At 50.8% G+C, this 19,751-nt stretch carries 21 protein-coding genes; all 21 read left to right on the forward strand.

Features of this window, described 5'->3' with window-relative positions; genetic code table 11:
• Positions 1-3: 3 nt before the first annotated feature.
• On the forward strand, positions 4-720 hold the full coding sequence (locus KZ771_RS04260; RefSeq protein ID WP_290654472.1) for a phage minor head protein: 717 nt from the start codon (positions 4-6) through the stop codon (positions 718-720).
• 73 nt (positions 721-793) lie between these two features.
• Positions 794-1,942: a hypothetical protein gene (locus tag KZ771_RS04265; RefSeq protein WP_290654473.1), complete on the forward strand. Its 1,149-nt coding sequence runs from the start codon at positions 794-796 to the stop codon at positions 1,940-1,942.
• A 6-nt stretch (positions 1,943-1,948) separates the two neighbouring features.
• Positions 1,949-2,308, forward strand: a complete 360-nt coding sequence (locus KZ771_RS04270) for a capsid cement protein (protein WP_290654474.1) — start codon at positions 1,949-1,951, stop codon at positions 2,306-2,308.
• A gap of 14 nt (positions 2,309-2,322) precedes the next feature.
• Positions 2,323-3,243: a hypothetical protein gene (locus KZ771_RS04275; RefSeq protein WP_290654475.1), complete on the forward strand. Its 921-nt coding sequence runs from the start codon at positions 2,323-2,325 to the stop codon at positions 3,241-3,243.
• Positions 3,244-3,277: 34 nt separating this feature from the next.
• Positions 3,278-3,559 carry a Rho termination factor N-terminal domain-containing protein gene (locus tag KZ771_RS04280; protein ID WP_290654476.1) on the forward strand — a complete coding sequence of 94 codons (282 nt, stop codon included), beginning with the start codon at positions 3,278-3,280 and terminating at the stop codon, positions 3,557-3,559.
• 2 nt (positions 3,560-3,561) lie between these two features.
• Positions 3,562-3,972 (forward strand): DUF1320 domain-containing protein, encoded by a 411-nt coding sequence (locus tag KZ771_RS04285; protein WP_290654477.1) that lies wholly within the window; start codon positions 3,562-3,564, stop codon positions 3,970-3,972.
• Positions 3,973-4,497: a phage virion morphogenesis protein gene (locus KZ771_RS04290; RefSeq protein WP_290654478.1), complete on the forward strand. Its 525-nt coding sequence runs from the start codon at positions 3,973-3,975 to the stop codon at positions 4,495-4,497.
• Positions 4,487-4,927 (forward strand): hypothetical protein, encoded by a 441-nt coding sequence (locus KZ771_RS04295; protein WP_290654479.1) that lies wholly within the window; start codon positions 4,487-4,489, stop codon positions 4,925-4,927. Before KZ771_RS04290 ends, KZ771_RS04295 begins: the two co-directional genes overlap by 11 nt.
• Positions 4,924-5,088, forward strand: a complete 165-nt coding sequence (locus KZ771_RS04300; protein WP_290654480.1) for an HI1506-related protein — start codon at positions 4,924-4,926, stop codon at positions 5,086-5,088. The genes KZ771_RS04295 and KZ771_RS04300 overlap by 4 nt, the downstream gene beginning before the upstream one ends.
• On the forward strand, positions 5,085-6,011 hold the full coding sequence (locus tag KZ771_RS04305) for a phage tail tube protein (protein ID WP_290654481.1): 927 nt from the start codon (positions 5,085-5,087) through the stop codon (positions 6,009-6,011). The genes KZ771_RS04300 and KZ771_RS04305 overlap by 4 nt, the downstream gene beginning before the upstream one ends.
• An 11-nt stretch (positions 6,012-6,022) precedes the next feature.
• Entirely contained in the window at positions 6,023-6,352 is a 330-nt protein-coding gene (locus KZ771_RS04310) for a hypothetical protein (protein ID WP_290654482.1), read from the forward strand.
• Positions 6,353-6,357: 5 nt separating this feature from the next.
• The gene (locus tag KZ771_RS04315; protein ID WP_290654483.1) at positions 6,358-6,711 is read left to right on the forward strand and encodes a hypothetical protein; all 354 of its coding nucleotides are present in this window, start codon (positions 6,358-6,360) and stop codon (positions 6,709-6,711) included.
• Position 6,712: 1 nt separating this feature from the next.
• Positions 6,713-9,373 carry a hypothetical protein gene (locus KZ771_RS04320; protein ID WP_290654484.1) on the forward strand — a complete coding sequence of 887 codons (2,661 nt, stop codon included), beginning with the start codon at positions 6,713-6,715 and terminating at the stop codon, positions 9,371-9,373.
• 106 nt (positions 9,374-9,479) lie between these two features.
• Positions 9,480-9,734, forward strand: a complete 255-nt coding sequence (locus KZ771_RS04325; protein WP_290654485.1) for a type II toxin-antitoxin system HicA family toxin — start codon at positions 9,480-9,482, stop codon at positions 9,732-9,734.
• On the forward strand, positions 9,734-10,222 hold the full coding sequence (locus tag KZ771_RS04330) for a type II toxin-antitoxin system HicB family antitoxin (protein ID WP_290654486.1): 489 nt from the start codon (positions 9,734-9,736) through the stop codon (positions 10,220-10,222). The genes KZ771_RS04325 and KZ771_RS04330 overlap by 1 nt, the downstream gene beginning before the upstream one ends.
• Positions 10,186-10,683, forward strand: coding sequence for a hypothetical protein (locus KZ771_RS04335; protein WP_290654487.1), 498 nt, complete (start codon positions 10,186-10,188; stop codon positions 10,681-10,683). Before KZ771_RS04330 ends, KZ771_RS04335 begins: the two co-directional genes overlap by 37 nt.
• Positions 10,684-10,773: 90 nt before the next feature.
• A complete protein-coding gene (locus KZ771_RS04340; RefSeq protein WP_290654488.1) occupies positions 10,774-11,376 on the forward strand; it encodes a hypothetical protein in 603 nt (200 codons plus the stop codon).
• On the forward strand, positions 11,366-11,989 hold the full coding sequence (locus KZ771_RS04345; protein ID WP_290654489.1) for a hypothetical protein: 624 nt from the start codon (positions 11,366-11,368) through the stop codon (positions 11,987-11,989). The genes KZ771_RS04340 and KZ771_RS04345 overlap by 11 nt, the downstream gene beginning before the upstream one ends.
• Positions 11,986-12,387 (forward strand): hypothetical protein, encoded by a 402-nt coding sequence (locus KZ771_RS04350; RefSeq protein WP_290654490.1) that lies wholly within the window; start codon positions 11,986-11,988, stop codon positions 12,385-12,387. The genes KZ771_RS04345 and KZ771_RS04350 overlap by 4 nt, the downstream gene beginning before the upstream one ends.
• The gene (locus KZ771_RS04355; protein ID WP_290654491.1) at positions 12,387-18,107 is read left to right on the forward strand and encodes a phage tail protein; all 5,721 of its coding nucleotides are present in this window, start codon (positions 12,387-12,389) and stop codon (positions 18,105-18,107) included. The genes KZ771_RS04350 and KZ771_RS04355 overlap by 1 nt, the downstream gene beginning before the upstream one ends.
• Positions 18,104-19,750, forward strand: a complete 1,647-nt coding sequence (locus tag KZ771_RS04360; RefSeq protein WP_290654492.1) for a hypothetical protein — start codon at positions 18,104-18,106, stop codon at positions 19,748-19,750. The genes KZ771_RS04355 and KZ771_RS04360 overlap by 4 nt, the downstream gene beginning before the upstream one ends.
• The last annotated feature ends 1 nt before the right edge of the window (position 19,751 follow it).

Here is a 19,751-nt window from a genome sequence, read left to right on the forward strand (position 1 = left end):
ACTATGCAAATTAAAGGCATTGTCAATTACTACGAAGCAGCCGCTCAATTTGAGCTGACCGCGGAAGAAGCGTTTGAGTTCTTCCTGCAGAAAGGACTTAGCCGTTCATTCCGATGGGATGAGATGGTGCGTAACGAGCATGATGTGGCCTTTACCGTTGCCAAGTTAATGAATGGCGACTTGCTCGATTTTGTGAAAAAAGAGCTAACGAAGGTTATTGACTCAGGCGAAACCTTCAAAGACTTCGCTGATAAGATTGCACCAGCGCTACAGCGCCACGGCTGGTGGGGCAAACGTGATGTTTTGGAACCATACAGCGGGCAGGTTATCGAGGCGCGTTTGGGCAGCGCCAGCCGCCTTGAAACGATATTCCGAACCAACCTTCAAAGCGCCTATGCAAAAGGCCAGTGGCAATCCATTGAGGAGAACATGAGTTCGATGCCATACCTGATGTTTGATGCGGTCGATGACAGCAGAACACGGCCAGAGCATGCGCGCCTTGATGGCATTGTGCTGCCTGTCGGCCACTCATTCTGGGATACGCACAAAGCTCCCCTTGATTATAACTGTCGTTGTGGCGTCATTCAGATGTCATGGGAAGATTTACAGGATTATGGGTTACAGGTGTCGGACGCACCAAATATTAATTGGCAGACCTACCGAACACCAGATGGCAGAGAAATAACGCACCCACAGGGGGTTGGGCCAACATTTATTTAGGTGGAATAAAACACGGGTAGTCACCCAACCCCCTTAGGTTGACAATCACGGCAGTCATAGAGGATTGCCGTGTATGAAACGAATCAACATTTTTAAAACCGGGACGCATACCAGCTCAAACGGAGCGACCCTGGACTTCTCCGAAGATAAGCTACAGGGCTCGGCTGAGTCCTACAGTCCATCCGTTCACGAAGCGCCGATCGTTATTGGCCACCCTAAAGACAATGGCCCAGCCTATGGCTGGATTAAGTCTGTTGAGTTTGCCGAGGGCAACCTTGATGCAATCCCTGACCAAGTAAACGAGGACTTTGCCGAAATGGTGAAGTCGGGTGCGTTTAAGAAAGTCAGCGCCAGCTTTTATCTTCCTGATGCGCCTAATAACCCAAGTCCGGGCAACCTTTATCTGCGCCACGTAGGCTTTTTAGGCGCTCAGCCGCCAGCAATTAAAGGGCTTGCCCCTGTCGACTTCGCTGAGTCAGAAGAGGGCGTGGTGGAGTTCGAGGAAGACTGGCGCACGGCTATGGATATGTCGGCTATCGCCCGAGTTTTTAAGTCAATGCGTGAATTCATTATCGACAAATTCAGCAAAGACGAAGCGGATAAGACCCTCCCAGATTACCTCATTGAAGAATTACGAACGTCAGCGGAAGAGCGCCGTAAGGCAGACACCTCTCCGGTGACTGATTTTAGCGAAAGCGAAACTGACCCGGAGCACGATATGAAACTGGAAGAAGCACTGGCCAAGGTCACCGACCTGGAAAGCCAGAACACGCAGCTTGAAGCTGACAAGCAAAAGCTAGCTGATGAGAACAAGGGCCTGCAATCAAAGGTTGCCTCCTTCACTGAAGCTGAAAATAAGCGTCGCAAAGAAGCGCTGACTGCCAAGGTAGATGCGTTAGTTAAAGACGGCAAGGTTGCGCCAGCAGAGCGTGACAAGGTAATCGCCTTTGCCGAGCGCTTAGGTGACCAAACGGTCGACTTTGGCGAAGCTGAAGACCAAAAAGGATTGAATGCTCAGGATGAGTATTTGAAGTCACTGGAAGAGCGTAAGCCCGTTGTTGATTTCAACGAGCACTCCGGTGACGAAACCGGTGGTGATGAGCCACAAACCGCTCAGAACTTAGCTGCTAAAGCAGTTGAGTATCAGGAAGAGCAACGCAAGGCCGGCCGCAATATCTCTATTGCCGAGGCGGTTAGTCATTTCACTAAAAACGCGGAGTAAACGCAGATGAAAAACGCAGGTTTAATCAAGCAGTTTATCGCCGCCACGGCCATTCCTAAACATCGGGTAGTGAAACTGGCCGCCGGCGATAACGAAGTTGCGCTCGCAACGGATGTTGGCGATCCACTTATTGGCGTCAATGAAGAGCCGCAGAATATCGCAATCGGTCAACGTATCGATGTGACGTTCTCGGGCATTGTTGAGGTAGAGGCAGGCGCTGCTGTTGCAAAGAATGCCTCAGTCACCGTTGACGCCCAGGGTCGTGCGGTTGCATCAGCAGCGGGTACCGACTCAACCATCGGTCGTGCTTTAACGGCTGCTAACGTCGCTGGAGACATCATCAGTATCGAAATTCAGAAAGGTTAAGGGGTAGCTAAGTCATGAGCACACCATTTGTACAACAGCCCAACCTGACGGCAATTGCGCTGGGCTATAAAAATGCGCAATTCATCGCTGACCAGGTGTCGCCTCGTACGCCGGTTGGCGCGACCAACTTCAAGTGGACCGAGTTCGAAGCTAAGGACACGTTCACTATCCCTAATACGCTGGTTGGCCGTAAGTCACGTCCGAACGAAGTTGAGTTCAGCGCGACCGAGCACACCGACTCAGTTGTCGACTGGGGTTTGGAAGACCCAATCCCTAACGCAGACATCGAAGAAGCGCGCAACAACCCAGCGATTGACCCGCAGGGCCGTGCCACGATGAAGCTGTCCGAGCTTATTGCGCTAAGTCGTGAGAAGCGTGTCGCCGACATGGTGATGAATGCCAGCAACTATAACCACACCGAAACCCTTAGCGGTACCGACAAGTGGAATGATGCGGGCTCTAACCTGATTGAGCAAATCAGTGATGCGCTAGATACGCCTTTGGTGCGTCCTAACACGCTGGTGCTCGGTCAGAAGGAAGCGACTGCCATGCGTCGTAACGCAAGCCTGGTTAAAGCCTTTAACGGCTCGACCGGTGATGTGGGCATGGTGCCGTGGGACTTCATCCGTCAGCTGTTCGGAATTCAGAACATCTGGGTAGGAGCGAGCCGCTACAACACCGCCAATAAGGGGCAGGATATGAGCCTGTCGCGCTTGTGGTCAGGCGGTGCGTCATTCCTATACATCAACCCAATCGCCGCACTGCGTGACGATGTGACGTTCTCACTCACTGCCGAGCATGGTGAGCGTGTTGCCATGACGCGTGAAGACAGCGACATCGGTTTACGCGGTGGTGTCCGGGTTCGTGTCGGTGAGTCGGTCAAAGAAGTGTTGGTGGCCAAAGAAGCCGGCTATTACTTCAACTCGGTGCTTTAACGGCACCGTTCACTCACCTTAACCGGAGATGATTATGAGTGATAGCAAAGAAAACATCGTGCTGACTATGCCGGCACGAATTAACGGCAAGCTGGTACCTGTGACCGGCGAGCCAGTATCGGTTAGTGCAACCATCGCTGAGCAGTTACGCGAGGCGGGTGCTGTAAAACAACAAGAGCAACAGCAGCGCTCGCTAAGCGACCTTAAAGTCGATGAGCTGAAAACCATTGCGACTGCCAAAGGCGTTGAAGGTGCCGACGGTATGAGAAAAGCAGATTTGGTTAAAGCCATTGAAGAGCTTGAGGCAAGCGAATAGCGATGTACGCACAAGTAACCGATATGCAAATGCGGTTTGGTCAGGAGGAGCTGGAGCAACTGGCTCCTTCTGATACCGGTACCGTTGACCAGAAGAGCAAGGTGGAATCAGCGCTGAATGATGCTTCTGCCGAAATGAATACCTATCTTGGCTCGGTTTACTCGTTACCGCTAACCGACCCGAATCCTTATTTAAAAACCATCTGTTGCGACATCACCCGCTTTCGCCTTTGGGACGATGCGGTCAGTGAAGAAGTACGCAAGCGGTATGAGGACGCTATTGCGTGGCTCAAGAAAGTGGTTAAAGGCGATGTGTCCCTGGGTATTGAGAATCAGGAAGAAGTGTTTTATGCGACGACTTCGACCAATGCCGGCAACCGCACGTTCACGCGCACCAGCCTGGATGATTTTTAAATGAAGGTTCAGACCAAGTTTAACGAACAAGAACTGCTGCGAATAAGGCAGGCTCTTGACCGGCTTGGTAGCGACCAGCGGAAGGTCTTTTTTCGCCGCGTCGGTAGCACCTTAAAAACTGACTTTGAAATGGGCTTTAGGCGCGGGCGCTCTCCGCGCGGCAATCCTTGGAAACCGGTACAACGTGGCGGCCAACCGCTTCGTGATACTCGCCGCCTACAAGGCAGTTTAACGATGCGGGCGACGAGCGACAGTACCGAGGTCGGTACCAATGTGGGCTATGGTCCAGCGCATCAGGACGGTGTTGATAAAGCAGTAACGGTACCAACGCATACACGCCTGATAAATCAGGCCTTTGGTCGCAAGCTGAAAACCGGTGTTTACCAGACGGTTAAAAGCCATACGCGAAAGATGAATATCGAAGCCCGTCCGTTTCTGGGAATCGAGCAACCACAGCAACGCAAGATTGTACGGGTGTTCGGTCAGTACATGCGGGAATTAGGAGCCGAAGGTAATGCTACTTGAGCAGATTGAACAGCGACTGGAAGCCATACAGTTTGAGGGTAAGGCACTGTTCAGTGGTGTAGACCAGGTCATCGACCCACAGACGATTGTTGATGCCAATACGGTAAAGAAAGACGCCGCGTTTGTGGTTCCTGTGTCCGATGGCGCTGACCCTAACGAGCGCACAACCGGCCGGTTCAGTCAGCTCATGCGGCCTCGCTTTGGCATTTTGATTGTCTGCCGAGCGGTTAACGATCGGATGGGCAAGGGTGTGACCAAACGCCTTGAGTTTATGAAACAGCAGATACGCGGCGCCCTGATGGGCTGGACGCCTGATGCGAATTACGAGCCCATCATGCTGGTTGAAGGCAACTTACTGGAATTTAAACGGGGTGGCGTTTTCTGGATGGAAGAGTACGTCACGGAAACATTGTACGAGGGGCAATCATGATCATTGTGACCGCCGAGAATAAATGCCGTCGCGCTGGCATTGACTTCAAAAAAGGCAAGAACGAATTTAAGCAGCTTTCGGCTGCCAAGCTTGCGCAAATCGATGCCGACGCACGTCTGTCGGTGGAGCACATCAAAGAAAAAGAGGACGCTGAGAAATGAGCCGCAGAACCAAGAAAAAGTTAATTGTCGGCTTGGCCAACGATGGTACGAATCCTTACGGCACAGATTTGCTGGATGGTGGTACACCAGGGCAAGCGATCCAAACGACCGGTTTAGAAATCACTCCGCTCGAGGGTGAGGAAATTGAGCGTGAGCTGGATGACGGTAAATCGGGTGGCAAACCGATGATCATGTCGGGTATCCATGTGAAGCTCAGCGGAAGTGTAGAAGCTGCTGGCTCGGGTGATGCAATTACTCCGGTTAAGTACCAGTCTATCCTGCAGTGTGCTGGGCGTAGCGTGGAAGTTGGCACCACCGAAGTTAAGTACAACCGTATTACTGACAACTCAGAGCCCGATGCTACGTTTTACTACTTTAATGATGGCTCGCTTCATAAGCTCACGGGCGCTCGCGCAACCTCTGGCGCATCTTTGAAAGTCGGTGAGCTTCCTACCTTTACGTTCGAAATTACCGGCCTGTACGGCGGTGTTGTCGAACAGGGAATGCCGGCTACTCCGGACTTTTCTGGCTTTGAAACTCCGCTGAAGGTAGGTCATGAGAACACGACATTCATGCTCGATGGCACCGAATATCCAATGTTCGAATTCGAGTACGAAGAGAATGCAGAAGTCAGCTACTCGGAAAACACTGTCGATGAAGAAATCGATATCACCGATTGGAAGCCTGACGGCACCATGGTAATTGAAGCGCCGGCATTGAGCGACTTTGACCCGTTCTCAATTGCGACATCGAACGCACAAATGCCGCTATCCATCACCCACGGTTTAGTGGCGGGCAACATTGTGTCTATCACATCAAGCGCAATTCAGCTGGGTAAGCCTACCTATGGCGACCGCGAGGGCAAGCTGACCATCAGTATGCCGTTTCGTTTTATTGATGACCCGGTCATCGAAACTAAGTAAGGAGTTAAATAATGGCCTTTAAAATAGCAAAACATCCCATCAAGTCTGATGCCACGGTGTCAGTGTCGGTACCAGGTCAGAAAAAGCCGCAGGAGTTTACCGCTAAGTTCGAAGTCATGAAGCATGATGAGTATCGTGAGCGAACAGAAGGGCGCACAGATGACCTGGCGTTGTTAAAAACGGTTGTTGTGGGCTGGGACGGTGTTGTTGATGACAACGGCAATGACGTGGCATTCAGCGAAGACGCGCTCGAGGACTTGTGCCAGTACACCTTTGTACGAACTGCCTTATTGCGTTCCTACAATGAGTTGATGTTTGGGTATACCCCGGCAAAAAACTAGAAGCGGTGGCCCACTACTGGGCGCATGGTCCCACCGTTAATGAAAAGGAGCGCCAGGAGCTGACAGCAGAAATGCGGGCTTTTGGCGCGACTGATGAAGATATCGAGAACTACCTAAAAGCAAACACCGCTGAAGAAGACTGTATTGTCATTGAGGAAAACTGGCCGGTATTGCAGTGGTTTCTGGCTATTGACGATCAGTTTGAATATGTTCAGGGCGTTTGTACCGGTATCGATATTGCGTCCATTCAGGCTGACGTACAAATGTCAGCAAGAGAATATACCCCAGAGCAATACAAGCACCTACGGTTTTTAACAAAGTGCGTAACCCGAGAGCTCAATAGCCGCCTGGAGAAATAACATGCCGATGCGATTGTCCGTACTCTTTACCGGTAACAACCGTGATCTTAAAAAGGCCACCCGTGAGGGTAGAGCCGAACTCGACAAATTCAAGACTACCGCTGTTAACGTGGCAGGCACCTTAGCTGGCGCTTATGGGGCCGCTACCACTGCTCGGGCAATCTTTGATACGACCAAGGAGGTGGAACGGTTATCCTCACAGCTGGCTGTGGCTATGGGGAGCATGGAAGCCGGCAACCGCAAATTTGACCAGCTAACAAAGTTTGCCTCTGACATTGGTGCGAACGTCCAGGAAGTAACTCGGGCGTTTGTTCAGTTGCGCAATGTCGGTCTGAACCCGTCAGAGGATGCCATTCTAAGCTATATGAATACCGCGGGTGCTACCGGTAAAAGCCTCGAGCAGTTTGTAGAGGCGGTTGCTGATGCCACTATGGGGCAATATGAGCGCCTTAACGAGTTCGGTATCAAAGCCCGCAAAGAGGGCGATAAGGTAGCTGTTAGCTTCCGGGGTACTACTGAGGTTATCGGGAACAGCGCCCAGGACATTGAAGAATACTTGCGCTCATTGGGCGAGAATGAATTTGGCGGTTATATGGAAAGCCAGTTAGACGGTGTTAATGATGCCCTGGCGGACTTAAACAATCAGTGGACTGCTACCGTTAAGCGTATGAACGATGCCGGACTCGGTGAGACCATAGCTGATGGGGTTGATGTTGCGACCAATGCGTTAGCCGGCCTGACAGAGTTTGTCGATGAGAACGGCGACAAAATAATTAACGTGGCCAAGGCAATAGCCGCTGTCTATGCCTCACGTATGGTTGCCTCAGTAGGAAGCGCCAGCCAGGCGTTTATTCTCCATGCCGCATACCAACAGCAAGTCATTGGGCGCTATATGCGGATGAATGGCATTGCGGGCTCCGCTGCGGTGAAACTTCGAGCCGTTGGTACTGCCGCACGATTTGCCTCTCGAGGTATGTCGCTACTTGGTGGGCCTGTTGGCGTCACTGCGATGGCTGCCTTTTCTCTGTATGAATTTGTATCGAGTGCGGAGACGACTGAAGATAAAATTGATGACCTGGTGCCAAAACTAAAGCAGTTAACAGAGGGCTTCGATGGCTTAACGGCAGCACAAGCACGGAATAGACAAGAGGAGCTAGCCGGGCGGATGGGCAACCTCATGGAGGACGCCAACCAGTTGCGCTCAAAAATTGCTGATTTGCGTCAGGACTTAGAGGATCCATTTGTTCAACTGGGCGCCAGCCAATTCACGGCCATACAACAGGAAATTGCGAGGTTAACGCAGGAGTTGGAATTAAACCAGGTCGAGCAAAAAGGGGTAGAAGCCGCTATCCAAGACGTCGTCAGTCGTTTGCTTGAACTCAAGAACCGCTCTGCTAGCGCCGGTGAGTCGCTAAAAACGATGAATCAAAACGCCAATGGCGTGGATATGAGTAATCTCAACAGCGGCTTTGAAAAGACCATTGATAAGCTGGCTAAAACCGTTATTGAACTCCAGTACACGAACGATGAGTGGGAGCGCTGGAACATCCTCCAAAGTGCTGGCGCTAACCTCACAGACGCGCAGGTGAGCCACCTGGATGATTTAATCGATCGTGTCCGAACGCTTAAGGCAGAAGCTAACTTTGAGGGCGTCATTGATGAGCTGAATAATATGTCAGAGATGGCCAGCATGACGCCGGAAGAACGTGAGGAGCACCGGTTTAAGCAAAAGGCGGGCTACGGCGATTTGAACAAAGAACAGCGTAGCCAATTCGACCAGGCATGGGGACAATACCAGCAGGCAGAGAGCAGGGCGGATACGCGAGAGCAGTTTGGTCAGCTACAGAGCGACCTCAACAATGAGGAATCAACGCCGCTCGATAAGTTGAAGGCAGAGAAAGACGCTCGATTAGAAATCATCGACCAATATGCGCAACAGGAAGTCATGCTCTTGGGTGAAGCCGAGGCAATGAAAACCCGGGTGATTGCCCAGTATGAGAATAAGCGCGAAGCTCTGCAGAAACAGCAGTTAATGAACAGCCTTACTAATGGCCAACAGCTCTTTGATGGCATGGCCGGCATGGCCAAAGCATTCGCTGGCGAGCAGAGCGGAATATACAAAACTATGTTTGCGGCGAGCAAAGCGTTCTCTATAGCTCAGTCCATCGTGGCTATTCAATCAGGTATCGCTCAGGCGGCCAACCAACCATTTCCCATGAACTTGGCGGCAATGGCAACGGTAGCCAGCCAGACAGCAAGCATTGTGAGTACCATCAAAGGCACATCAATGGGCGGTGGTGGCCAACTCCAGGGTCAGGCGCACGATGGGTTATCGCGCGTCCCAATGGGCAACGAGGGTACCTACCTGCTCAAGCGTAACGAGATGGTCCTCAACCCACAGCAGCGCGAGAACTTTGAAAAGGTCGTTAATGCGGTGCGTAGTCAGCGAGCCCAGGGTGGAGGTATTGGAGGCGATAGGAAGCCCAGCATTACCATTAACCAGACGATAAATGTCGAATCAAAAGGGGCAACTGGTAACGGTGATGATAATGAGGGTGTAGAGGAAGCAGTGGATCGAGCTAATGAACATTTGATGCAACGTATCCATGACGACTTCGCCAGCGGCGGCCCGCTTTACCAGCGGCTGAAGGCTTCGGGTTAAGGGCTTCTTGTGCAATCCCCAACAACCATGTAACGTAAGGAATACACATCGCGCAATGCGTGGTACTACTTTTTAGTTGCAAACTTGGATTGCATGGTAAATACTAATGTCCGCTAAACAGAAAAAGCTCGATAAACTGCTCGAGCGCCCCAAAACGATGAAATTCAAGGATGTCGTTTCGGTCTTAGAGTCTGTTGGTTTTAAGGTTTACGGTGGAGGAAATCACGGTAAGGCATATCACCCAGGATACGATGCGGTGATTATTTTAGCTGATCCTCACCCGAAAAAAGACTGTAAAAGGTATTTCATAAACCAAGTTGTTGACCTTCTGGAAGAACTCGAAATAAAGGATATTTCATAATGAGCTTGCTCGAATATAAAGGCTACTATGGCACCGCAGAAACGTCTGTAGAAGACGAGTGCTTGGCTGGTAGCGTACTCCATGTACGTGACAAAATTGTATATTTCGGTGAGACCTTTCCTGAGTTGCGTGAGAACTTTCATAAAGCGGTTGATGACTATTTGGAGTTCTGCAACGAGGTCGGCAAAGACCCCGATAAACCATTCTCGGGTACATTAAATATTCGGCTTGGGAAAGAGCTGCATAGAGAAGTGGCAATCAAGGCTCGGGCGAAAGACGTTAGTATCAATGAATATGTAGTACGCGCCTGTTCAGATTATGTGAAACATGACGGAGTTCACAAAAGCCATGTATTTAATCACATATATAACTTCGACACCGAAAAGCGGTCGCAAGTTGAGAACAGGGTGATCGAACCCAAAAAGCTAACTTCAGATCAAGGTGGATCGGGATGGAAAAGTCAAAAGCCGGAACTAAAAGTCCTTTAAAAATATCTGACTTCAAACATACATACATGTTTGTGAACAAATCGGCATTTGAATACGATAGAGAAACTGTTGAGTCTCATTCCGAAAATACCTCAATGAGTCTCGACTTGGGGCTGAGTATATCGAACTTTGACTTTATAACACAAAAAGATGAATGTGTTTTATTGGTCGGTTGGGAAGCAAGAGTTAAAGGTTTAATAGGAGATGTTGAGTCGGCCCCTAACGATGAAGCTGAAACTCAGCTTGAACAGATATTTGAAGCCAGCGTGGTTTTTGATCACGTGTATAGTGTTCCGAAAAATTACTCAAAAGTAGACGAAAGTGAGTTGAGTCGTTTTTTTGAGGAAAACGAAGCTCGTTTCAGACCTGTTGCAATAGCGTCAGCAACAAACACATTAAAGAGTTTACTACTGAATACACCGCTAGCGGGATTACGTATTCCATACGGTATCGACATGTAAACTTGCTGCCCGTGGAACAAAACACGGGTAGTCACCCAAGCATAAACTTCCCACAATCCAGCCATTGTCGTTTAACTACGGATTGGCTGAATGCCCGCAAATTTTCCCGACATACCGAGAACACGCTCTGGCTTTAAAGTTCAGCCGGCGACTCGCCTTGTCCGCTCGCCCTATAACCAGGTTGAAGAAGTTTGGGAAGAGCCTGGCGATATGTGGCAGGCGCGCCTAGCGTTCTCATTCCTGACCAAAGCTGAAGCGCGAGAACTGCGTGGCGCGTTAACGGCACTGCGTGGCCAAGTTGGCACATTGTTCATTCATGACACCGCACACAGTAATGAGGGCTCCTGGAATGGCACGCCTGTGGTTGATGGTGTGGATGAGTATGGTGTCGTACTCAATGCCCGGGGATTTGCAGCGTCTCAAACGGTTGCTAAGCGCGGTGACCGATTCCAGTTAAACAACCGACTCCACGAATTAACCGAAGACGCAGTGACCGACAGCACGGGCCGCGTTCGGCTGCAATTCCAGCCCGAGATAAAGACCATTCCTAACGATGGCGACTTCATTATCAGCAACATGCCTAAAGGTTTATTCCGCCTAGCCAATCCCAGTCAAATACCCGACTGGTCCGGCAGTAAGGCGGGTGTTCGGAACGTTCAGTTAGAGTTTGTGGAGGCGCTCAGTGAGGTTTAGCGATGCGTCTATTCAGCAAATGCTTTCCAGTTATGACCCTAAGCGGCTATTGGTGTTTGGGGAGCTTCAGTTTCCGTCAGGCTGGGTTCGGGCACACACAGGGGTAGGCGACAGAACGTACCAGGGACAGGTTTATAAAGGCGTGGGCGAAATGGCCAAGATAGGTCAGTTCAAAGAGAGCGGCGGTCGCAGTAGCCGTGGCTTTGACGTTTCTTTGGTAGTCGATGATATCACGCTGTTTGCGGACACGGTTCAAGAAGACCCAACCAATGGCGTTGCACGATTGCACTTGGTTGGACTTGATGAGAACCGTCGGGTTACCGAAGGGGCTTTGTTATTTGATGGCGACATTGGTGCGGTTTCAGTCAAGAAAGGGCGCCCGTTTGTGATCACTCTTAAGTTGACGGATTGGTATGAGCGGTGGAGCAATCCCGTTCAAAACTTCCGCATGACCGACGAAGCGCAACAAGCCAGGCACCCGGGCGATAAGTTCTTTAACCAAGTAGAGAAGCTCGCCAAGGGCATTGATAGCGATGTTCCAGGACAAAGCGTTGGCGGTCCTGGTGGCGGTGGTGGCGTACCTCGAGTTAGAAGGAACCTACAACAACGATGAAACGTTCAAATGACTGGCCAACCCAGCTGGCTGAATTCTTACTTTCTAAGCGCAGTGAACCGTTTCAATGGGGCGAAAACGACTGCTGTTTGTTTGCTGCTGACGCCATTATTGCCATGGGCGGGGAGGATGTAGCAGAGGACGTAAGAGGTCGCTACAAAACAGCCCTCGGCGCCCGACGCATTATGAAAAATATCGGTGCCAACAGTGTCGTTGAGCTTTTGACTCAGCGCCTCGGCGAGCCGGACGGCAAATTGATGCGCGGCGCAATTGTTGCTGTTGAATCGGATGGCCAACAGGTAGCCGGTGTGTTTTATCACAAGCCTTGGGTATTAACGGAGAAGGGCCTGCAAGGTATGCCGCTTGAGTCTGTCATAAAATCATGGAGTCATAGCTAATGCCACCAGCTATTGCCGCAGTTGCCGCGGGTATCGCTGCTGGGGTCGCGGCCAGCTCAGTCATTGTTGGGGTTGCAGTTGGAATTGGGATGGCTGCTTTGCAAAGCTCCCTTAAACCCGATATGCCGGGCGTTGATGAATCATCTCGTGAGGCACAAACGTTAACCACCGAGCCGCTCCAGCCCCGCCGTGGTATTTACGGTAAAACGGTAGTCTCCGGCTCAATCGTTGGCTACGGCAAACGTAAAATGGGCGAGAAAGAAGCTCATGTTGTCGTGATCACCTTAGCCGGTCATAACATCGAGTCCGCCGAACTTTATGAGGTAAACGGCAAGCCTAAGCCTTCTGGAACCACTTACCAAATTTTTAAAGGTGATCAGACGACGGTCAGCCAGACGGCATTACAATACTGTGATGGCTGGACTAATGAGCATATCGGCTTTGGTGTGTCTTATGCGGTTGTCACAATTCCTATTGATCCGGAAGAAATGCCCTCTGGCCTGCAGAACGTAACCTTCAAAGTAAAAGGCAAGCGCATTTACGACCCGCGCAAAGACACAACAGTCGGTGGCGATGGCCCTCACCGCGCCAATGACGAAGCGACGTGGGAATGGTCTGATAACAGCATACTTTGCGCTCTTGATTACCAGCGTTTTCACGGCTACAAGCAGCTTGGACTGAATAAGTTTGACCTTGCTCACATCATGGACCAAGCCAATATCTGTGATGAGATGGTTAGCTACAACGATAGTAATAATCAGCAAAAATCTGAGAAGCGTTTCACGTGCAACGGCTCATGGACGTTTGACCAGTCACCATCACGAGTGCTTGAGCGAATCATGAGCTCATGCGGCGGAAAGCCTTATCGCCGTGGCGGTAAAATGTATTTGCAAACGGCAAGCTATCACGGCATGGCTGAAATCACATTGACTGATACCGATGCCGCAGATGAAATCACGATAACTCCGCATCGTGAATTAAAAGACCGTTGTAACCTGGTGCGTGCGTCGTTTCAAGATCCAAAAAAAGGCTATCAGCCGACCGATGCGCCAGTCGTCACGAACAGCATTTACGTGGATCGTGATGGCATGGAGCTCGAAGACGACCTTCAGCTGAACTTTACGAACTCCTCCACAATGGCTCAGCGCCTGATGAAGTATCACTTGGAACGCAATCGCGCCGGTATGCGACTTGAGTTTCCATGCAAGTCGAAGGGGCTATTGGCACTGGCCGGCACAACGGTTCGGGTGGATTTGCCGAACGAGGGTATCGATAAAGAGTTCATCGTTCAGGACTGGCAGTTTGATTTTAAGACGAAGAAAACGAAGCTCGTACTTGAGGAAGAGTCCCCAGAATTATACAGCGATAGTCTGGTGCCATCTGAGGGCGATGTCACCCCTAACACTGAACTACCCGACTTCACGCGCCCGGACGCACCCGAGTCGGTATCCTTTGAGGTTGATTCGGTATCAACTCATCGTCAGGGTTATGTCACCTGGTCACATCCAACCCCACGTGCTGTAACTGAATATCGTGTGCTTGTGCGCAAAGACGGTGACGATATTGTCGAATACCCCGTTATTGCCCGTAGCGGAGTACAGCTTAAGCAGGACATCAACGGCCTCGATGCTGGTCAGTACAGTATTGAAGTTTACGCCCGCAACCGCTATGAGCGCACATCGGTCCCCGCAACCATATCGCTGACGTTGAATGAGCCATCGCCGCCAACGAGCTTAGGTGCAACTGCCGGCAACTGGGAAATCACGCTGGCACCGACGTTGGCCGGCATTGGACTGGGCACCATGTTCGAGTTTGCGTATGGCACGCCGGACAAAATCATCGGGCGTGGCGCGAGCATAGTCATACCCGGGTTAACGCCAGATACCGAGCACAACGTTTACGCACGCACGGTTAACATATTGGGCCGTTCGGCCATGCGGCACGAGACGATTACAACGACCAAAGACACGTCGCAGGTCGATCCGATTATTGAGACCTACACTAACCGGCTTGACTCCGTTGATAGCAACTTTCAATCATTTGTCGATAATGAATTCGCTAACCTTCAACAGCTGGTTAACGACAATGCGCAGGAAATCAGCGTTCGGTTCAGTAATGAACTGTTCGAGCGTGAACGGAATGATGCTGCTGTTCTGAGCAGTATTATCGATGCAGCGGCTTCCCGGGACGAGTTACGTCGACGCATTGAACGTGGAGAACAACTTATAGGCGCTGTGCTTGATGTGGACCCGGTTACCGGTACTATTACGAACCGAGCTTTTGAGTACACTGATAACCGGTTTTCAGAAGCACAGCTACGTCTTGATGGTGTAGCCGGTGAAATCAACGCGACTGTTGAGCGCTTAACCTTTAACGAAGAGCGCGTCACACAGCTTGGTGCTGAAATCAAACTCTTACCTGGTGTTATAGACCAGCGCGCCACAGCTATCGTGGCGGATTCTATTGCCGCGCTTGAACCAGCACACGCATTTAACTTTTTCGACAGCGCACAAGGCTGGACAGCGGTTACCGGGACCATAACGCCAGGCGTTAACCGGGTGCTGCTGGAGACCGGTGATATTGTTAATAGTGACCTTGCCTACAATGGCCAGGAATATTCGGTGATCCGGATGAGTGTCAGACGTACAGCCGGAGAAAACTGGCTGGGTAATGTTGAAGTGACATTCCTAGATGATTCCACTGAGTCCTACGCGGGAATTATAGAGCCAGTTGAAGTGCTCGATACAGACGTTATTCGCATCGTTGATTTTACCGCACTTAGCTCGTACCACAGTGATATCAAATCAGTACGTGTCACTCTTGGTCAGGATAATACCGACACGTTCGAGCTTAAGTCGTTGAGTGTTGGCAAGCCGGACGCAGCACTCCAAGACTTAACTAACATTCAGGCGCAAGTCGTTACCGCGAGCTCTCGCATTGATGCGTTATCGGGACAGGTTGAAGATAAGGTTGATGTTGAAACCTGGACACAGGAAGGCGTAACCCGCACTAACGTTGAAAGCGTGCTTGACGGTATTGATGCCTACGCCAAGATGAAGGTCACTTACGAGGAAATAAATGACGATGGGCTCATTGAAAAGGCCAATGATGCGGCGTTATTCATTGATGGTTATGAGGGTACGTTTACCAGCTATGTTACGAGCCTGAACCAGCGTCTTAATGAGGATGGCGAGGCCATCAGTCAACAGTTCACTACCGTAGAAAATCAACTTGATGCGCAAGAAGGCCGGATCCGAAGCCAGGCACTTTCAACATCATCAAACCGCGAAGGGTTAGAGTCGAATATCCTCGAGGACTTGCAATCAGCGGTTGATTACGGGCTATATCGTTTTGACCAGCTAGATAAAGACATTCGGTTCTCGCTGGCCATCGAAGAGCTTCAGGCTATTACTGGCCCTGAGGGCTCGCTCGCTAAAAGCATACAGAGCTTACAGGCAGTAACTCAACAAGACGGCGAAGCGATTGAAGCGCAGGCGCAACGCCTTGCGTTAGCTGAAACCACGATCGATGGCTATGCACGTGCATTACAAATAATGAGTGCTCGCGTAGGCAGTCAGGAAGAGTTTGCCGAAGCGCAATTGCAGTTGAATGCGAGCTACAACGAAACACTTGAGGCATACGAGGCTTACGCGTTCCTCGGCGTTGAGCAAGTCCAGGATGGACGCGCTGTATTAACAGGCGTCACTTTTGGCGGCTCAGAGAATGCCATCAGCTTCCGAGGCGATGTATTTCAGTGGGAAGACACGCAAGGCAATATGCTACTGCATTATGATACCGAGGAGGGCGTTGCTTACTTGCGCGCCAGACTCGTGCTAGATGATGGGTTCTCAGTCACACGAGAAGAGGATATACGTGGCCTTGACGGCGAGCAAGGTCCACCGGGACCACAAGGTCCTGAAGGACCAGCTGGCCCTCAGGGCGTGCCTGGCGAGCCAGGCGCTGATGGCCAAGTCTATTACACTTGGATACGTTACGCCGATGACATCAATGGAAACGGGATCAGCAATCAGCCTGATGGTAAATTTTACATGGGCTTGGCCTACAACAAGACGAGCCCGACGGAGTCGAACGACCCATCGGATTACACGTGGTCACGTTTCCGTGGTGAGGATGGCACGGATGGTGTTCAGGGTCCGCCTGGTGAAGACGGCCAGACAACGTACACATGGATAGCTTATTCGGACAATGCCGATGGCTCTGGTATGTATCAGGTGCCGAACAGCAATACCAAGTACATCGGTATTGCTACAAACAAAACTACAGCATCTGAGTCCAGCAATCCGAGCGATTACACCTGGTCACGCTTCCGTGGTGAGGATGGGGTACGAGGGCCACAAGGTGTACAGGGGCCACCGGGTGAAGACGGTCAGGTTTACTATACGTGGATCCGATATGCGACTGGACCAAACGGTGAAGGCATAAGCAACAGTCCATCAGGCATGACCTACATGGGCTTGGCCTACAACAAGACGAGCCCGACGGAGTCGAACGACCCATCGGATTACACGTGGTCACGTTTCCGTGGTGAGGATGGCACGGATGGTGTTCAGGGTCCGCCTGGTGAAGATGGCCAGACAACCTACACGTGGATTGCGTATTCAGATAACGCTAACGGCTCTGGTATGTATCAGGTGCCGAACAGCAATACGAAGTATATCGGTATTGCGACAAACAAAACTACGGCATCTGAGTCCAGCAACCCAAGCGACTACACTTGGTCACGGTTTAGAGGCGAGGACGGAGCACAGGGCCCACAAGGACCGCAAGGACCCGCCGGAAGCGATGGCGCGACCGGACCTGGCTTTTTTGGAGGCCGCTACGACACCATCAACTGGAGTCAGGGTTACTCGCGCTTTCAGGCGCTGGTGGGGCGGAACCCGATTCCGGGTGACATCTTCGTGCAAACCTTAACTGACGGGTCAGACTCTGACGCGCGGCAACGCAACCCCGCAAACAATGGGTGGGACCCAGTCGCCTTGCAAATTAACGGTAGCATGGTGGCCACCGGCACCATTGCAGGTGACCGTTTTATTGCTGGCACAGAGCTTAACTCGCCAGTCATTAAGTCAGGCCGCATAGAGCTGGTCGGCAGCAACTACATGAGCATACAGACAGCCAGCGCGTTCGGGCCTAACAACCTTCTCGAATGGAAAGGCCCACGAAATAACTTTACCTATGACGAGACCAACAAGCTAGTGAAGTTTGACGGCCTAACCAAAGCCAACGCGCTTGCTTATTTCAGCGAAGACGGCGACCAGTACTTCGGCGGCTCGATTACTGCCGGCACACTGAAAAACGCAATGCAAAACTCAACCATAGGTTCACCCGTCGACGTCGTGCTAGGCCCGTTCGGCTCAAACGGCGGTATCATCGAAATAAAAAGCTCGATTGCTATATCTGCTTTCAGAGACATTCCCAACGGCGAACAGCCAATCGGCTTCGACCCTACAGCAACTCTCAAACTTTACAGAGAAACATCAGGCGGCGAAGTGCTGGTCTCGTCACACACGGTACAAGGATCGCATATGGCTTATGGCGGCACCATAAAATACAGAGAGGAGTGGAACTTGAACGGCTCGTTCACGTTTACTGACACACTTCAGACTGCAACTAACAGAACGTACCGGCTAGAGGTTATTCACTCAGTGCCCACATACGACAACACCCAGCGTTTATCAATCATTTCGGAGGAAGCATGAGTACTCTTTGGACAGCAGCGTCGGTCACAGCGACTAACGGCTCTAATTTAATCACGGTTCAAAGCGGCGAGGATATAGCAGCCATTCGCTCCAATAGCTGGATCATGGTTGGCTCCAGTCACATCATGGAAATCAAACGAACCTTTGTTACTGATTCGGGCGTAAAAACCATCGAGCTGTTCGATGACTGGGAGTTCGGACCTATCAGCGGACAACGTGCGACAGTAGCTCCGTCATTGGGAGAGTTTAAGACGCTGGCCGATGATGTTCGTCGACTCATCCAAATAGGTGAGGAGCAGGTCAATACGGCAAGTGTATCGGCAGAGCCTGATTCCTTTGTTAAGCGCTCCAGCGGAGGCACTGTTCGAACGGCTGCTCCTGAGGACGACAATGATGCTGTTCGATTACAGGACTTTGCGCCAGTAAAACAAAAAGGTGAAAGTAACGAGCAAGCCATCTCATCCAACTCCTTAGCAATACTTCGACAGAAGGCCATGGCCAAGCTAGAGCGCGACGCGGTATTCCTTGGTAAGTTCACCGAAGACCGTGTGGTGAAAGCGAATGGTCTGTCGAAAGTCGCAACTAGCGTCGCTGATGGTATCACTTACACTTCACCAGATGGCATTACCGGGGTTGCTGCGGACGGTACTATTCAAACGGCAGGCGTTAATCAGCCGCCGATTGTTTACGACCCGGAGACAGGCGAATGCTTGGGTTTGCAGACTGCGCCGGGTACGACGAATTTGTTTGAGCAGTCTTTAGTTTTTGACGTTTATTGGGCGGCTGCCAGTGGAGGCTCGATAGACCCAAACGACACAATAGACTCGCATATAATCAACAAATCAACGGGTCAGCCATATCCGGCGCAGAGATGGACCGCGGTCGCAGGCTCACAGCTAAGAAGATATTTAACTCTACCGGCGGCTGATTACACGCCTACGCTTTACGTTTATGCAAACACAACAGGCCAATTTGATGTTGAAGGCAACGAGCTACCAGTTGGTAGGTGGTATAGACTATCGCAAGGACTGATAAATTCAGACGGGTCAGGTAAAAACTACTCGGTTATTTCAAACTTCGGAAGCCAGCTTATAACTGATGCTTACATCATAGGCGCACAACTAGAACAAGGCTACCCGACACCGTACCAGCTTACAGGCGGTAGTCAGATGGCGAGGGGGCCGGCTGCTGCTAGTACACCGATTAGTTTAAGTTCTGAGAGATTTACAGCATACATAGAGTTCTTTTACAGAGAGACTGGAAATGAAATAAAAACAGTCTGGTCTGTAAATTCTGGCAATTCAAATGGTGAAATACGGTTTTACCGCAATTCATTGAACGATGTTATGGCTCTTTCTGCTAGAGATTCAACCGGGGTTAGTTATTTGACTTTCCACAAAAATAAAATGCTAAGCAAAAACAGGGTGATGTTTATAAAAAGTCGGGACTCATACAGGATTTTCATCAATGGGGAGCAGGTTGCTTCTAACTCTTTTAGTAAAGACTTTAGCAACTTTACTAACCTGGTGTTGGGTTCCGGCACGCTTCCGGGAAATTACGATCAACCTATAAAGACGAGTATAGTATCACCATCTATTATATCAGACGAAGAAGCTATCGCCCTAACAGCACCGGAGCAATAAC

Origin of the sequence: Idiomarina sp., assembly GCF_019431395.1 — a bacterium.
Lineage (GTDB): Bacteria > Pseudomonadota > Gammaproteobacteria > Enterobacterales > Alteromonadaceae > Idiomarina.

What these genes read in the sequence shown, in the direction of transcription:
- KZ771_RS04260 (WP_290654472.1), top strand. Translation starts at nt 4, where the DNA reads ATGCAAATTAAAGGCATTGTCAATTACTACGAAGCAGCCGCTCAATTT.
- KZ771_RS04265 (WP_290654473.1), top strand. Translation starts at nt 794, where the DNA reads ATGAAACGAATCAACATTTTTAAAACCGGGACGCATACCAGCTCAAAC.
- KZ771_RS04270 (WP_290654474.1), top strand. Translation starts at nt 1,949, where the DNA reads ATGAAAAACGCAGGTTTAATCAAGCAGTTTATCGCCGCCACGGCCATT.
- KZ771_RS04275 (WP_290654475.1), top strand. Translation starts at nt 2,323, where the DNA reads ATGAGCACACCATTTGTACAACAGCCCAACCTGACGGCAATTGCGCTG.
- KZ771_RS04280 (WP_290654476.1), top strand. Translation starts at nt 3,278, where the DNA reads ATGAGTGATAGCAAAGAAAACATCGTGCTGACTATGCCGGCACGAATT.
- KZ771_RS04285 (WP_290654477.1), top strand. Translation starts at nt 3,562, where the DNA reads ATGTACGCACAAGTAACCGATATGCAAATGCGGTTTGGTCAGGAGGAG.
- KZ771_RS04290 (WP_290654478.1), top strand. Translation starts at nt 3,973, where the DNA reads ATGAAGGTTCAGACCAAGTTTAACGAACAAGAACTGCTGCGAATAAGG.
- KZ771_RS04295 (WP_290654479.1), top strand. Translation starts at nt 4,487, where the DNA reads ATGCTACTTGAGCAGATTGAACAGCGACTGGAAGCCATACAGTTTGAG.
- KZ771_RS04300 (WP_290654480.1), top strand. Translation starts at nt 4,924, where the DNA reads ATGATCATTGTGACCGCCGAGAATAAATGCCGTCGCGCTGGCATTGAC.
- KZ771_RS04305 (WP_290654481.1), top strand. Translation starts at nt 5,085, where the DNA reads ATGAGCCGCAGAACCAAGAAAAAGTTAATTGTCGGCTTGGCCAACGAT.
- KZ771_RS04310 (WP_290654482.1), top strand. Translation starts at nt 6,023, where the DNA reads ATGGCCTTTAAAATAGCAAAACATCCCATCAAGTCTGATGCCACGGTG.
- KZ771_RS04320 (WP_290654484.1), top strand. Translation starts at nt 6,713, where the DNA reads ATGCCGATGCGATTGTCCGTACTCTTTACCGGTAACAACCGTGATCTT.
- KZ771_RS04325 (WP_290654485.1), top strand. Translation starts at nt 9,480, where the DNA reads ATGTCCGCTAAACAGAAAAAGCTCGATAAACTGCTCGAGCGCCCCAAA.
- KZ771_RS04330 (WP_290654486.1), top strand. Translation starts at nt 9,734, where the DNA reads ATGAGCTTGCTCGAATATAAAGGCTACTATGGCACCGCAGAAACGTCT.
- KZ771_RS04335 (WP_290654487.1), top strand. Translation starts at nt 10,186, where the DNA reads ATGGAAAAGTCAAAAGCCGGAACTAAAAGTCCTTTAAAAATATCTGAC.
- KZ771_RS04340 (WP_290654488.1), top strand. Translation starts at nt 10,774, where the DNA reads ATGCCCGCAAATTTTCCCGACATACCGAGAACACGCTCTGGCTTTAAA.
- KZ771_RS04350 (WP_290654490.1), top strand. Translation starts at nt 11,986, where the DNA reads ATGAAACGTTCAAATGACTGGCCAACCCAGCTGGCTGAATTCTTACTT.
- KZ771_RS04355 (WP_290654491.1), top strand. Translation starts at nt 12,387, where the DNA reads ATGCCACCAGCTATTGCCGCAGTTGCCGCGGGTATCGCTGCTGGGGTC.
- KZ771_RS04360 (WP_290654492.1), top strand. Translation starts at nt 18,104, where the DNA reads ATGAGTACTCTTTGGACAGCAGCGTCGGTCACAGCGACTAACGGCTCT.